The sequence below is a fragment of the Polynucleobacter sp. MWH-Creno-3A4 genome, assembly GCF_018881885.1.
In the GTDB taxonomy this organism is placed as follows: Bacteria; Pseudomonadota; Gammaproteobacteria; order Burkholderiales; family Burkholderiaceae; genus Polynucleobacter.
In genome coordinates this window covers 14,842-29,802 of the sequence record NZ_JACXSA010000003.1, presented here as the reverse complement: position 1 = coordinate 29,802, position 14,961 = coordinate 14,842, and the positions used below count along the sequence as shown (strand labels likewise).

The following is a 14,961-nucleotide window of genomic DNA, read 5'->3' as shown; positions in this document are numbered from 1 at the left end:
ACTAATTTCCCTCTGTAATAAATTCAGCCAATATCTTGCCATCTCGCACCTTAGCAAATCCGCGAATCTCTGATTTACATTCCCTCTGATGCTTACCAGTTTTACTACCTTTTGGTATGTGAAAGGACCAAAGTTCGTCCTCTTGGTCCAGCATATTGGAGAGGAAATTCCCCCAAGCTTTATTTAGGTGTCCAAAAGGCACGGCTGGAACGGTACTCAGTGGATCTGATACGTAGCTAGTGATTTCTGCGTCAACTGGATTTACCTTGGCGATGAGGTACTCAGGAGCACATTCAAAATCAGGCTTTGCTTGCCATTCTTGTCTGGCAACCCCATCTTTTTTGTCTTTGACAAACCAAATGAGAAATCCGGGCCACCCAATCAAGACACATAGCAATGCAAAGCAATAGACTCCGCACCCTTTGAGTTGATCAACTAGGGTAATTTCCTTTCCCATAACCTTCATGAGACCTTTGGCAAAGTCAGAGGGCCTGTCTTGAAATGCCTTCACTAAAAGGTAACCCCCCATGAATATGCCAGGTGCCATGTATAGAAGAAGGTAATCAATCCAAGCTTCCGGTCTCCAGGATAGAAGTGAATTAAGCATTACCCCTCCTCAGAAAGGGCGGATAGTCCTTCTCATCTTTTTTAGGGGGCGGTTCATTATGTCTCGCGGTGCGCTTTACCAAAACACCTTGCTTAAATTCCATTAAAAGATCGTATTCATAGGTGCTGGCATAACCACCGTGAACGTAGTTAAGAAGTTCACCTTGGGGACATCGTAATTCGCCATTGAACCAATGTGCAAAGATCTTCTCGTATCCGGGGAAGACGTCTGATAGACCGATAATCTCTTCATAGGTCTTATGCGCCGATAGTTGAACAAGATACAGACGTTCAACTCCTGCTGTTTCGATAATTTCCCAAGTTCCTACATAACCGCGCCAATTTGCAGTGTGAGGAGAAACAAATGAAATGCCTGTCTGTTTCAGATAAAGCGAGAGTGGGTTGCTAAACAGGGGGATTTCTTTCCCACCATAGATAAGCCTTTCAGATACTTGCGCCGTCATGAATCCTCCAAAATAGTGATTCATTTATAAGGAGTTTGTAGCTCATAGACTGCGCTACTGAATATTCCTTTACTTAGATCTGAAATATTTTTTAAAAAGAAAATGCCGGTCTTTCCCGGCTGTCAGCTTGCTCGCACCCGAAAGGTCGCCCCAAGTAAATTGGAGCATTAGAGTGCACAAGTAGATATGGTTTTTTCAATGAAAAGACAATGTCTTCCGGCTTTAAGGCACTCATACCTGATCCTCTTGGCCGCTATAAATATCCAACAATCAACTAAATCAACAACCTAGCACTACCCAACATACAGCAAAACCATTACCCCCAAAATTTGGGCTTGAGCAAATCAAAAACTCGGTTAACTACATCTAAGCCGGTATTAAAAAGTTTTGGATCCAATTCATTCACCAATAACTCAATGGTCTCTTTTGTTTTTTCATTCCAAGTAATGGCATCAGACAATTTAAATAAGATCCAAGACATTACGATGGTCCAGGCCTGCTCGCTACTCATAGACTCTTGAAGCTTATCGAGGGCATATTTCAGCTCATCGCTTAATAGGTGGCCCTCTACCGACTTCACAAATGAAGAGATTTGATTCCTATTTTGCAGATCATGGTTTGCAATAGATGCAATATCCTGTGGCAATAGAGAAACTACCTTAGCTGGAGTAGCCTGTTCATTTTCGGCCCGACTTCTTAAGAACGCAGGTATTTCGTAATAATCATCGCCTCTATCAAGCTTAGTCTTAGAGTCATACGAGGAGCCAAGAGTAGGGGCTGGAATGCTTTCTCGGCTTGATCTAAATACTCTCGGTAAATCATATTGGCTGTAATCAGCATCGCTAGAAGAGCTGCTACAAGCGCTAACCGAGGACATGGAATACTGGATACTATCTTGCATAGGGGCCATGCAGTGCAGCACTGTTTCATGAACTGTACCTGCGCCACCCCAACCAGCAGCTTGCATCTGCGCAATCTTTTGTAGCTCGGGCATATCACTGGCTTTTTCCTCGGCACTTCTTACGTGCACCAAAATACAATTAGTTTGCTCAGTTATAAGCTGATATTCCAGCGCTAAAGAAAGTTGTTTTTCTTCGGTTAGTGCGCTTAATCTTTGTGATGCGCCTAAGCGAGCAAGATTCCCGTCATTCGCTTGAGTAATTGAGTTCGCGCCAACACCAATTCGTTCTGAGCTAGCCCCAAGTTGATAGCTTAAGTGTGCAGGCTTGTTTGGAAGGCTTTTGAATCCCGCAAATACGTGATGAGTATTGCCGCTGAAAATGGCAGTGTTAGTTCCAACAGTCCATTCTGGGGTCTCATTTGTTCCCCAATTGATCTCAATCTCTTTAGCTCTTGGTAGATGAATGCGATTAAACATCCGCACAATCGCTTTTTCAATATCCTCCTTAGGGGAGACTAACTCACAGGCGCCCCCAGTCATCTCAGCCAATTCGCGTAGCAATGTTTCGGCGGGAGAGGTACCCACACCAACGGCAAATATGCGATGACCTGAATTCTTGGCTGCGGTAATGATATTTGAGGTATCCCAAACTTCACCATCGGTAATAAGTAAGACGTCTGCCTTTTTCTCAGTACCTTTTAATTTGAAGGTAGATAGTAGGGCGTCTTCAATTTCTGTGCCGCCCATATTTGCTTCAGTATTGCTTACCAATAATGAGGCGGTGCCAATATTGAATTGATTGACTGGCTTAAGGCTAGAGAATTCATGTTTGACCTTGCTACCAAATAGGGAGTAGCTAAAACGGTCATCCTCTCGTAGGTTACTTAAAACATGATGTAAAGCTCTTTTAGCTGATTCAATGCTATCTCCTGCCATAGAGCCTGAACAATCAACCAAAATCTTAATATCAGCACTAAGCTCTTTTTGATTGGCTAGTGCGGGAGGGCAAAAGCTAGCTAATACTGTGCAGCCTTCAGGACCCATTTGCTTATCGGGAGTCACAATAAAGAAAGACTCATTTTCGAGTTTGCTTAGATTAAGAATGAAATCACGATCCAAGAAACCAGAGCGCGCCAAACCTACCTCAAGACCCTTTTCATTTGTTGTTACTTGCACTTGGTGAGAAGGGCACTCAACTGTCGCTTTTTCCATGCCACCACTAAGGAGTAGGGAGAGTGAGAATGGATATTCAACTAAGAAATCTGTCTCAACACCATGATGCTTTTTAATGCCACCTTGGCTACTATCGCCATAACGTGGAGCAATAGTAGTCGGAAGGGTTAGTCTTACATGACCTTCTTCAAATCTCAGTAATTGAGAATAGGTATATTCAATAACAGCTTCTTCTTTGGGCTTGAGACTGCCTAAGTTGACGGTATAAAGTCCATCAGAATTTTTCTCGAGCATGATTGGCGCATCGCCTTTGCTGATAGCCTTTTCATACTGCTCTTCAGCTTCTTTCTTCTCAGTTACGACGCCGCTTAAGCGCTTACCACCCATCTCAACACTTAAATCCATGAAGGTAGCACCCCAACCCATAGGGAAGGTATAAACAGTCTCTAAGGTTTTCTTGGTGGTGTTTTTATACTGCTGGCGAATAGTCATCTCCAATAGGAGACCTTGTACCTTGCCTTTTGCGCTAACAGATTGCAACGCCATTTGCTCGCCATCATCAGTATTTAAACCAACCACTTCATCCAATTCAATCATTGCGAATCCTTTTTCACTTGTTCATATGCCTGCATTACGCCTTTTAAAAATTGGCGTAATTGCTCAGGGCTAATTTCAGCTGTTTCTGGTGATACCTGCAGCTCAATGCCATCCGCTACCCAAAGGTGGCTTCGCACTTCCACATGGCCTGGTCTCTTAGACCTTTCAGGCAGGGCAAGGGGTTCACCGGATAGCACTTCACGAATTCGTTCAAGCGATATCCCAGATTCAGACAGCTGCTTGATACGAAGGATCTTCTCAAGGTGGGAGCTCACATAATGAGCTGCCCGGGTTTGTCCTATTGGCTTATCTACCAGGCCTATTTGGATGTAATACCGTAAAGTCCTGGAACTAAGGCCTGATAGGGCGCAAAGCTCCTCAAAGGTGTATTTTTTATCTTCCATGGATTTATATTAACACTATTACTGTAAAAATTAACTGTAAATATAAAATAATTCTAAAAAGACCAAATAAACCATTGATGGATCAACTTGTGAGCCATTGAAAGTCTAATCTGAGCATATAAAAGCCTAATTTTTTGAAGAAACTAAGGCTGGACCTACAAGAGAAGGTTAGTTTTATTGGAAAGGTGCTGATTTGGGGTGTTATTGAGGAGTCCGTTGGCCCATTTATCTCCCGCCTTCATGATCAAGGCGGGTTATTGAAACTAGGGAGCACACAGAATTGGCTTTAATGATCACAAAGGGGGTGGACACTGTCTTGTCAGGAGTTTGCGTCCAATTAATTAGCTATATTTCAAATTTGCAGATAATAAAATTGATGCCATATACTGAATAAAATATTACTGAAAATGATAATTAATGCCTAGTAATGCAATCCTAAATTTAAAAGACCGCTATAAAAACGGCTACGATAATATTGGCAAGGACTTAATCGGCGCCTGTCTTTCTGAGTGCAGGCTGTATCGCCGAGGAACTGCTTACTTTAGCAGCAGTGCGCTTATGTCATGGTCTGCCGCCATGGATCATGTCATCAACGATAAAGTCAAAATCGAAATAATTTGTAGCCCTGTCATTAGTGATAGGCATTTGGTAGAAATACTAAAAGGAAGCATTACACCAGATCAACGTAAAAAGACTATTCAACAGTTGGCTGACAATATCGTATTGACTGCGGTTGGATTTGGCATGAATAGTGAGCGTAGAGACTATCGTTCGCAGCTTTTGTCTTATTTAATAGCAACCGGTCAACTAGAGTTTAGGTTTGCCATTCCTAAAAACTATGAATTTCCTGATGAGAAGTCTGATGATAGAAATTTATACCATGTGAAAGTTGGTTATTTTGTTTTTGAGGATGATTCAATTGTTGCGTTTGAGGGCTCTATAAATGAAAGTGATTCTGCTTATCAATACAACACGGAAAGTGCGCAAGTATTTAAAAGCTGGCTTGACGAGGACCTTCGACGAGTAAACAACCTCGTTTTGGATGTAAATACAGATTGGTCGAGGGAAAATCCTCATATTGAAGTATTCAATTTGAGTAAGGAGGCTATAGAAAAGATTGGTAAGTTATCGCCATCTGAGAGACCCAGAAAACCTAAGCCGGTAATCGCCCCAGAGCCAGAGGCACCCAAACCTACCTCGGGGTTGAGGCCCTACCAGGAAGAGGCTTTAAATGCATGGAAGGAAAATGACTACAAAGGCATTTTAGCCATGGCAACTGGAACTGGAAAAACGAAGACCTCGATTGAAGCTTTAACAAGATTCCTTAGTAGAACGGATCGCGGCCTGGCTGTAATTACAGTTCCCTATTTAGAGTTAGCAAGACAGTGGGTTCAGGAGTTGGGTGAGAAGGGTATAGCTACTGTATCGGTCTATGACTCACAGGAAAATTGGAGTTTAAGTGTAGAAAATATAATTCAGGCTCATTTGGTCTCAAGTGATTCAAAAGCACAATTACCCGTTTTAGTCTGCGTCAATAAATCATTCAGGGACGATAAATTCCAAAATCTTTTAAAGAGGCTCAACGGAAAGCCTGGCTCTAGGATGATCATTGTTGACGAGTGCCATCACTTTAATAGACAAAATCAAATCGATTATTTGCCTACGTCATTTCGTTTTAGGTTGGGGCTATCAGCCACACCATATGAGTTTGATGAAGAAAAATATTTGGAAAGATATTTTGGAGAAATAGTTTTTGAGTTTAAGTTGAGCGAAGCTATTAAGCAGGAATATTTATGTCCCTACACCTATCATCCAATACTCATTGAATTCACCGAAAATGAGGCCGCAAGATATCTTGAGATTATTAAAAAGGTAACAAATAATAAAGATCTTGATAGTTATGGCGAGTTAGATCATTTGCTCGAGACAATGGTTAGTAAATTAACAAAGCTTGAGGATGTTCTAAAAGAGAATTCATCCAAGACGTTTTCTTTGTTTTACTGCGGAGAAGGTTATGTCGAGTTTGAAAATGGTGAAAGAATTAGGCAAGTAGATTCATTGACGATGTTGCTTCAAAAATTAGGATGGCGTGTAGGGCGAATCACCTCAGCAGATACTCCAACAGAAAGAAGGGGGACGATTGCTAACTTACGCGCACAAAATATAGATGCAATTGCTTCTATGAGAATTTTAGATGAGGGTATCGATATACCGGATTGTCGTAGAGCCTTTATTCTCGCAAGTCAGCGTCAGGAAAGGCAGGGCATTCAGAGGCGCGGTAGAGTTTTAAGAAAATCGCCTGGAAAAGAGTCCGCAGAGTTATTTGACTTTATCTTGGTCGGCCCTAAATTAACCAACCAAGATTTAGACAAGCTTTATAACCGTGAAATGAAGCGGGCAAGAATGTTTGCATCGGACGCGCTAAATAAAGACGAGTGCGAAAAAATATTAGACGGAGTTTAATTATGAGTGATATTGCCAATAAAAATGAATCAAATAAAGATTCTCAGCTTGAAAAATTAACGCAATCGTTTTTAAGAAAGATTAAGGAGCTCGAGGCAAGCCGTCCGCAGCGAGATAATTTAAAAGAAGAAATTAGAGAGTTAATTAGTAAAGAGAAATTCTAAATGTTTATTAAAAAAATCACTCTAGAAAATTTTCGAACATTTTATGGGCATCATGAGATTAACTTCTCAACTGATGAGAAAAAGCCAGTCACAATTTTAATTGGAGACAATGGTGCTGGAAAAACAAACTTATTGAATGCTGTGTATTGGGCATTTACAGGGGACTTTACGAAGCAATTTAATAAGCTTGATCCTATTATTAATAAAACTGCTATTGGTGAAAAGAAAAAGACATGTTCAGTAGAAATAGAGTTTACTAATAACAACAAGAGTTACCTACTTCGAAGGATATATACACAGGGCCTATCTGAAACAGAGATTTCAGTAAACGAATATAGAAGCACTGGCTCTTTAACTCCTATGAATGATGAATTGGCCAAGACATTCATTGAGCAATTAATTCCAAGAAAGTTGGCTAGTTGGTTCATATTTGATGGCGAGGCTATAGGGCAACTTCATCTGGACGGTGATTCGAAATTTAGGACAGATATTCGTCAAACATTTGGTTTTTCAGCTCTTGAGAGATTGTTGAGCACTCTTACTGAGATTGAGCGAGGCTATATCCGGAAGGAAAGTGACTCTGGAGATAACGAGGAGCTTAATGGCCTGACCTCACTTATTGAAAGGCACGAAGAAGACTTGCAGCACTATGAGGGTAACGTTGTAAAACTTAAAGAAACAATACATCTAAATGAGAAAAAGAGGGCTGATGCGAATTCACGGCTTTCTCAATATGCGCAGGCTGAACCAATTCAGGGTCGAAAAGAGCGAGCGGAAAGAAAGCTTTCTGAGGCTGAGTCTAGACGAAAACAGAGTATAAAAAGAAGAAATGAATACTTTATTGAGGCAATGCCAAAAGTTCTTTTAGAGGGGCGACTTGAGGGTCTGATAGACGTATTGAATCAAAAGGAAGAGGAGCAAACGTTACCATCACCCTTTGGTACCAAGCTTATAGAAGATATAAAGCAATTAAAAAAATGTATTTGTGGAACCTCTGTTCTTCCAGGCTCCGCTGAAGAAAAGCATTTGGATGATTTATGTGAGAAAGCTTCAACAAGTCAGCTATTGCAAAAGATATTCTCTTTTAGGGCAGAAATTGGTGAGTATGCAAAGCAAGCAAAAAAATTCGACTCGTCAATAGCTTTTCATGATGAAGAGATTGGAAAATGCGAGACTGATATCGCAGAACAAAAACAAATTATCAAAAGAGCTAATGAGGAAATTGATGGTATTGATAACACGGAAGTCAGAAAGTTAAAACAGGAAATTGCTGAAGCCGAGGGAATATTAAGCAATGCGAATCAAGAGTTAGGCTCTGCAAGAACAAATATAGATCGATTGAAGCGCAAAATACCAGAGTTGCGAATTAAGCAAGATAATATACTTGCCCAACAAAAACAAACAGCTAGCTTAAGAGCTGAAAGACAAAAAGTAAGCAAGCTAAAAACTTACGTTGCGGGTCAATTTCAGCGCCAAGAGAGCGAAGTATTGGATGCTCTAAATAAGGAGATTTCGGGTGTTTTAGAGGCCTATTTAACAAAAAACTTTACTGCAAAAGTTGAGCCAGATACCTATGCGGTCAAGGTTTATGACTCGGATGGAAAGATAGCTTCTTTAAGTACTGGGGAGTCAAATGTACTTAAATTTGCGGTAATTGCTGCGATTGTTGGAATGGCAGGAAGACGAACAAAAATTAGTCAGGTTGAGTGGATATCTGAGCCTATTATTGCCCCTCTAATATTTGATGCTCCATTTTCAGTTGTGGACAGCGAATATCGCTCTGGCATTACAAAAAATTTATCTGAGCTGGCAAGTCAGCTGGTACTTATGTTCGACGGCGATAAGTGGGGAGACAAACTATCGTCAATATTAGAATCTAAAATTGGAAAATCATATCTCTTGGTTTCGCGTGCTAAAGGCCCTAAAAAATCGATTTCAAAGACCATTGATATTCACGGAAAGCTTTATGCGCTCAATGAATATGGCGATCGCGATGAATCAGTTATTAAGGAGGTCGCGCTATGACCAGTATGCTTAATCAAAAAACCCTGTTTTCATTTGACCATACTGTCTATTGGCCTGAAAAGTATGAGCGTGTTGTTGAGTATTTAAAGAATGGGGTAGGACAAGGAGAGAATTCTCAATCACTTTATAAGTTAAATGTAGAAGTCTTAGTTTTAGCGGCCTGTGTTGGACTCGAGGCTGGAAACGCAATTGATTTGCCTCCACAAACAAAAGAAATTGCATTATCTACATTTACATCCCAGTCGCTAAGCGTCTATCTTTACCTCATTCCTATGCTGGCAGAAAAAGATACGACTATAGATTTCTTTAGAAATAAAGAAGGTGAAGCTAAAGCTGTATCTATTTTTGAGAAATATGCAGCAGGTGGCTTGGAGATACTAAATGAAAAGCTCATGTCAAATACTCTAGATTCCCCATATTTCTTTACGTCAAACCTAAGGCAGGATAAGGGTGATGACGTGCGTGATTTGGAAATCGATATTTTTTAATTGATTGGAATTAATAAATATGGAGTACTTGGGCATTGATTTTGGAACCACTAATACATTAGCTGGAATAGTTGACCATAATAAAAAATTACAGTTAGTGCCTTTAGATGGTGAATCTCAAGAAATGCCATCAGCGATTTTTCTAAAGATCAGAGATAAGGAGCGTTTAGTACTTAATGAGGATGCCTTAACTAGGAGGGTTGAGGAAATAGCAAGGCGCGATAAATCTCGCTTCGAAAATGCTATTAGCTCTATTCCAAATAGGTTGGAGGATTTTCGAAGGGCCAATCGCCCTCGTCTTAGGGCACCAAAACCTTATGATTTTGTTAATTCTGATAAATATAACAAGGCATTAAATGCCTACCTTCGTGACAAAGATGATTACGATAGGATTTTGCAGAATTTTGAAGATACTAGAGTCGCAGAAGAAGAGAAAAATCTTAGGGAATCTATTCAGCCTTTAATAAATATTGACTCCCTGAGAAAAGAGGTAAGAGCCAAAATGGAGCAGGAGTTAATGGACGAGGAAATGGAGTCCATGGAGGGAAAAACATTTTTTACGGCCCTGAATGACCCTGAAACAGTTCGTTTTTTTGGCCAGAGCGCTATAGATGAATATAAAAATAACCCAATGAATGGTTTTTTTATGCGCTCTCCAAAGGCTTTCCTTGGTATCTCACTTCATGACGTTCACAAGCAATTATTTGTTCAAATAGTTGCATTAGTTTTATCGGAAATTAAGAGGCGTTCCGAAGCATATTTTGGAAAAGAGTTTACTGGCGTAGTTTTAGGGCGTCCCGTTAATTATATGGGTGCTCAATCAAGTGGTGATAATGAGCAAGCCTTGGGAATTATGAGAAAAGCAGCGCAATTGGCTGGCTTTATTGATATTCATTTTGTTATTGAGCCAATGGCGGCATCATTAGTTATTTCTAGAGCAATGTTCGATTCTAGTGCGCCTGCCGTTGTTATAGATATCGGCGGTGGCACGACCGACATAATTTTATTGAACGTCAATTCAGAGGCCGATGAAAAACTTAACGTATTGAATGCTGTCGGCGAACGAGTGGGGGGGAATGATTTTGACGAAATTTTAGCTAAAAAGAAGTTTGGCCCTTTCCTTGGCGCAAATTCAGAATCAAGAGACGGTAAAAAGCTTCCTAATCAGCTAATAATGGATGCCCTCAGTACTAGAGATATTCATAAACAGGCAAATTTTCGAAAGCGTGGCATTGAGATTCACGAATATATTAGCCAAGCTGATGAGCCATTACCACTGGAAAGACTTTATCAGTTGTTTCGCATGCAACTCCAGCATCAGATTTTGTTAATTTCAGAGGATGCAAAGAAGACTCTTAGTGATATCGATAATTATGAAGCTCAGTTCCCCTTTTTCGACGATCCTTTTAAGGTGGATTTAAGAAAATCTGATTTAGCTGATATTTACGCAAACGAATTAAATATTATTAAGCGTAATATTTTGAGTGTTTTTGAAGGGCATCTAGCTGCTGGTCAGGCTTACAGAGTATTTTTGACGGGCGGCATGTCTAGATGTACAATTTTAATCGAGTCAATAAAAGAGCTCATTCCAGCTGGTGTCGTAATTAATCGTATTTCAGCCCTACAAAGTGTTGCCGCTGGTTTGGCTGTCGTCGCAAGGCAATTAGCCTTGTCAGACGACGCCTATGCTGAGAATTTTTCTGTTAGGGGTATACCTGTTACTAGGTAATTGACAGCCTTTAATAATTATTTCATTAAACTTCTCAATAAATCATCAATTGAATCTGATGATGAGCCATTTAGATAAGAGATGCCACGATGCAGGTGAAGCTTAAAATAATTATTAAGCTCCACCTTTTCAAGAGAAATACTATTTTTCTTAGCATTTGAAATAAGCAAGGCCATATAAAGATTTTCAAGGCCTCCAGTAAATGTTCTCCAAGTCATCTCTACCGAACTATCTGCGATGACATTTTCAAAGGGCGGTGGTGTTGTCTCTCGTAGTGAGAGGCAAAAGGCCCATCTACATAAAACATTCCAGTTTTGTATGCCAGTACGCTTTTTTAGTGTAATTAATTGATTTCTTGCTTTTTCTGAAATTCGAACATTTTCAATCATTTAGGCCCTCGCGCTCTCAAAATATCCCTTGCTAAAGACAGAGGATTCTGTTGATTCATCGTAATTAATGTTGTACTCAAGGGCTATATGGCTCTTAAGAGATTCGTAATGTTCGTTTGTAATTTCTTCATCTGTTGAAAAAATTAAAACTTGACTTCCGGCTCTAGGGAAATAATTTGAAATCAATTTCTGTCTATGTGGACCATCCAATCGACCAAGCGGGGTATCAATCACTGTTGGTAGAGTTTTTCCAGAGGATTTTGCTAGTGCCCAAAGGATTGCAACAGCCAGAAGTTGTCTCTCCCCGGCAGAGAGGGATTTGGCTGGTACAACCTCACCAGATGGTTTGGCAATTGATAAGCTAAAGTCATCTTTATTAATCTCAAATTTAAGGCCGAACTTAGACTTTCTATGAAGAAGCTGAAAGCACTTAGAAATTTCATCGCTTAGCGATATGAGATGCTTGGATATAAGCTCATCTTTGAATTTAGAAAGCGTGTTCTTCGCCTTTTGGGCATGATTAAGCACTCGTTGATTCACAATTTGGCTTGTTTCTAAATCTGCAATTTGAGCTAACTTATTGGTAATTTCTTTGGTGATACGGTCTAATTGGGTATTAATAGTTCCTATCTCATCAGCTAGAACCTCTGTCTTTAGCTCTAGTTTAGTTTTCTCTTTTTGCTTTTCGGTAAGATTTTTGACAATATCCGCTACTTTTTCTTCGGATGGAACAGCTTGGAGGCTTTTGTTTAGGATATCAATTTCATTCTCAAGAACTTCAAATTCCTTAAGCTTTGATTCAATAGATTTTTTAAGTCCAGAAAGTTCATCTATTGAAGGTAGCTGAGATTCATCAATATCTGTGGAGAAGCTAGATATCTCTGATAATACTTGCGCAAGTCTTCTATCAAATAGCTCAAATACTGAATCTTTGCTAACCTTATTAAGGTCTTTTAATAAAGCAATTTGTTGCTTAAATGTTGAGATTTCATCCTCAAAAGCCTTGGCAGATTTTGAGTTATGACCTGAAACTTTGCTGAGCTCTTGTCGTATTTCAGCAATTTGCTCCGATAGCAGAAGAAGGGGGGCCATGCCTGAAGCGAGCTCTAGAAGCTCATTCGTTAATCCCTTCCTTCTCTCTTTTAGTACTCCAAGGTTTTCTTGTAAGGCATGTCTATTTGCCAAAAGATCGGCGCCAGAGATTTTCATCTGCTCTTCAGCTCTGGCAATTTCAATAGTCAATCTATCTAGTTGATTTGTAATCCCGGCTTTTTCTTGACCAATAGACTCTTTTTTTGAGTTTAATTCCTTCACAGAAGCTTCCTCTGAGTCTATAGAGATGCTTCCCGATTCTTTGGTAATTTCAATTGCCTTTCTCTTTTCAATTTGCGTGAGACTTTTTGCTAGGCTTTCTATCGAATTGATGCCAAGAAGGGAGTAAATACCACTTCTTAATATTGCCGAGGACTTTAGGGGGTCAGCAAGACCTTCAATCTTTTCACCGTCGAAAAAGAATAGTTCCGAAATTTCTGATGGCATAAACTCTTCAACAAATTCATGCCAGCGCTCGGATGCTGTTCCATCAAAAATACCGTCTCTAGTAATCTCGCAAACCTCTTTAATGTTGGATGGGCTTGATTCAAACCAATTTCTAGAAACTTCTATTATTTCCTTTTTCCCATTCTGTTTGGTGGTAAATGTAAGCTTTAAACCAGCGCCAGTTTTTGGTGAAACATCGCGATTGATTAAACTTTTTAAGTATTCCTCATAAGGGCCTTTACCTCTTGATGAGGTCTTTGCAGCTTTGCCGTATAAGACTAGCTGTAATGCATCAAGAAAGGTCGTCTTTCCTGAGCCATTAAATGCTCCAAACAAGATAATGGGTTTTTTTGAAGTTGGAGTCAGCTCAACGGTATGCTCACCTTTGTAGATGCCAAAGTTAACTAGAGTTAGCTCATTTAAAATCACGCCTTGCTCCCATCTTCATCCAGGGGAAATAGGTCGGAGACTTCAAATGTTGCTGATGATTCCATCATATTTCTTACTTGCTCTTCGTCGTCAGTTGTTGTTTGTGATTTCTTAAGGGCAAATTGATATGCCTCATCTTTATTCTCAAATCCGCCGTTTACGAGTACTTTTTCCAAGTTTTCATAGATCCCAACTCTTCTAGTGGCTGTAGAGTAGTTTCTTTCAATATTGAGTAAGTTTCTTACCAGTTGGTAGTGAAGGTCGTCTGGCGAATTATCTTTTGAGGCAAGTTCTCTAAGTAAGGCAATATCATCCCTATTAAATAGAGCGCCTTCATCCACGCTCTCATAGGGGTAATCTCTTCCAGTTGCTTCTTTATATATTTCAGGGACTCTATCTTCAATTTCATTCTTATCTTTTACCCAAATACGTCTTATTTCTTCAAGCTCTTCATCGGTAATTAGTTGAAATTTTTCAGTACCTTCGCTACCGCTTTCTCTTACTTGTTCTTGGGCAATCAAAAGCTCTAGTAATAGTTTTTCACGATAACTTTGGAGGTAGGGGCCGTGTACAAGTTTTTTACCACCAGTATCCTTGTCATCCATTAGGGTAAGCCTACCGTCCATCCTTCTAAAGTCGCGCTTATCAAAGTCTGTTACCCCAATATCTAGGAAGTTATCCCGAAAATGAGAAAGAGGAGCCATCCACTTTTTCTCATCATCATTCTTGATCATCGCTTGCATTGATTTATCTTTGTCAACCAAGGTACAAACAAAGCATCCAAAGCGGCTATCACCACAGCTAGGTGTTGAGGTGTCAACTACTAGAGGGCACTCGTTATCTTGGGTTGCTCCGCGGTACATATTTAGTAGCTGGCTATTGTCATAACCCCAAGGGTTTTTATAAGTCACTAAATATTCCCAGACATCATCATTTGACCAGCTGACTATTGGCGGGTAAATCCAGACTCTATCTAGTTTTGGATTTCCATTTCTGCTTAATAAATCACGAGTAGAGCCTTCATATCCCTCCATAACCTTTTTTCTTGTGGAGCTCTCAGCCTTGCGTGTACCCAAAACAAGAATGGCTTCACCGTTTTTTGCAACTACATCAAGAATAAAGTTGTTAGATGGATTAATTTTTAATCTGCTTGTACACCACCTAAACATAGGTCTAGGAGCGGGGTACCCTTTACCAATTAAATTTACCCAAAATCTATCCTGTAGCTCTGGGGTCAAGCGCTTAGGTTCAATTGGCATCTTTTGTTGAATTGCTTCAAGCCTCATCTTTTCAAGAGAAACTTCAACCCACATTGCAACAACTGGATTTTCAACTAATGTATCTGTGCTGATAACATATATAGGTTTTGAGCGCTGCGACTCTTCAAGCTCTTTAATTGCATACCAAATTAATTGAAGACATGCAGTGGAATCCTTGCCACCGCTATAGCCAATTACCCATGGTAGGGCGTCACTTAAGTAGAGCCTTTTAATATCGGCTTTAATTATTTCTACTTCTGAATCAATTCCATTTGCATCAAACGATGACTTTTGATAGTTGTTAACTATATTTATTTTTTTCTCTTCCATC

Annotated in this window: 12 protein-coding genes; 5 read left to right on the top strand and 7 right to left on the bottom strand. The window is 39.9% G+C overall.

Annotated elements, in window-relative coordinates:
• Position 1: 1 nt before the first annotated feature.
• The 4 genes from IEN92_RS08765 to IEN92_RS08750 form a co-directional block, all read right to left on the bottom strand.
• Positions 2 to 607 (bottom strand): hypothetical protein, encoded by a 606-nt coding sequence (locus IEN92_RS08765; protein WP_216162841.1) that lies wholly within the window; start codon positions 605 to 607, stop codon positions 2 to 4.
• Entirely contained in the window at positions 600 to 1,070 is a 471-nt protein-coding gene (locus IEN92_RS08760) for a hypothetical protein (protein WP_216162838.1), read from the bottom strand. The genes IEN92_RS08765 and IEN92_RS08760 overlap by 8 nt, the downstream gene beginning before the upstream one ends.
• A 316-nt stretch (positions 1,071 to 1,386) precedes the next feature.
• Entirely contained in the window at positions 1,387 to 3,741 is a 2,355-nt protein-coding gene (locus IEN92_RS08755) for a VIT domain-containing protein (RefSeq protein ID WP_216162835.1), read from the bottom strand.
• Positions 3,738 to 4,145: a helix-turn-helix domain-containing protein gene (locus IEN92_RS08750; protein WP_216162833.1), complete on the bottom strand. Its 408-nt coding sequence runs from the start codon at positions 4,143 to 4,145 to the stop codon at positions 3,738 to 3,740. Before IEN92_RS08750 ends, IEN92_RS08755 begins: the two co-directional genes overlap by 4 nt.
• Before the next feature lie 417 nt (positions 4,146 to 4,562).
• On the opposite strand from IEN92_RS08750, the gene IEN92_RS08745 reads away from it, so the two are divergent.
• Genes IEN92_RS08745 through IEN92_RS08725 form a run of 5 tightly spaced genes read left to right on the top strand, consistent with a single transcriptional unit; the run spans position 4,563 to position 11,014 of the window.
• Positions 4,563 to 6,608, top strand: coding sequence for a DEAD/DEAH box helicase family protein (locus tag IEN92_RS08745; protein ID WP_215314949.1), 2,046 nt, complete (start codon positions 4,563 to 4,565; stop codon positions 6,606 to 6,608).
• A gap of 2 nt (positions 6,609 to 6,610) precedes the next feature.
• Positions 6,611 to 6,772 carry a hypothetical protein gene (locus IEN92_RS08740; protein ID WP_215314950.1) on the top strand — a complete coding sequence of 54 codons (162 nt, stop codon included), beginning with the start codon at positions 6,611 to 6,613 and terminating at the stop codon, positions 6,770 to 6,772.
• Complete coding sequence (locus IEN92_RS08735; RefSeq protein WP_215314951.1) at positions 6,773 to 8,797, top strand: AAA family ATPase; 2,025 nt, start codon at positions 6,773 to 6,775, stop codon at positions 8,795 to 8,797.
• The gene (locus tag IEN92_RS08730; RefSeq protein WP_215314952.1) at positions 8,794 to 9,285 is read left to right on the top strand and encodes a hypothetical protein; all 492 of its coding nucleotides are present in this window, start codon (positions 8,794 to 8,796) and stop codon (positions 9,283 to 9,285) included. The genes IEN92_RS08735 and IEN92_RS08730 overlap by 4 nt, the downstream gene beginning before the upstream one ends.
• A 19-nt stretch (positions 9,286 to 9,304) precedes the next feature.
• Positions 9,305 to 11,014: an Hsp70 family protein gene (locus IEN92_RS08725; RefSeq protein ID WP_216162830.1), complete on the top strand. Its 1,710-nt coding sequence runs from the start codon at positions 9,305 to 9,307 to the stop codon at positions 11,012 to 11,014.
• A 17-nt stretch (positions 11,015 to 11,031) separates the two neighbouring features.
• On the opposite strand, the gene dndE is transcribed toward IEN92_RS08725, so the two are convergent.
• Genes dndE through dndC form a run of 3 tightly spaced genes read right to left on the bottom strand, consistent with a single transcriptional unit; the run spans position 11,032 to position 14,960 of the window.
• Positions 11,032 to 11,403 (bottom strand): DNA sulfur modification protein DndE, encoded by a 372-nt coding sequence (gene dndE / locus IEN92_RS08720; RefSeq protein ID WP_215314954.1) that lies wholly within the window; start codon positions 11,401 to 11,403, stop codon positions 11,032 to 11,034.
• Entirely contained in the window at positions 11,404 to 13,371 is a 1,968-nt protein-coding gene (gene dndD / locus IEN92_RS08715) for a DNA sulfur modification protein DndD (RefSeq protein WP_216162827.1), read from the bottom strand.
• Positions 13,368 to 14,960, bottom strand: a complete 1,593-nt coding sequence (gene dndC / locus IEN92_RS08710) for a DNA phosphorothioation system sulfurtransferase DndC (protein ID WP_215314956.1) — start codon at positions 14,958 to 14,960, stop codon at positions 13,368 to 13,370. Before dndC ends, dndD begins: the two co-directional genes overlap by 4 nt.
• Position 14,961 lies beyond the last annotated feature (1 nt).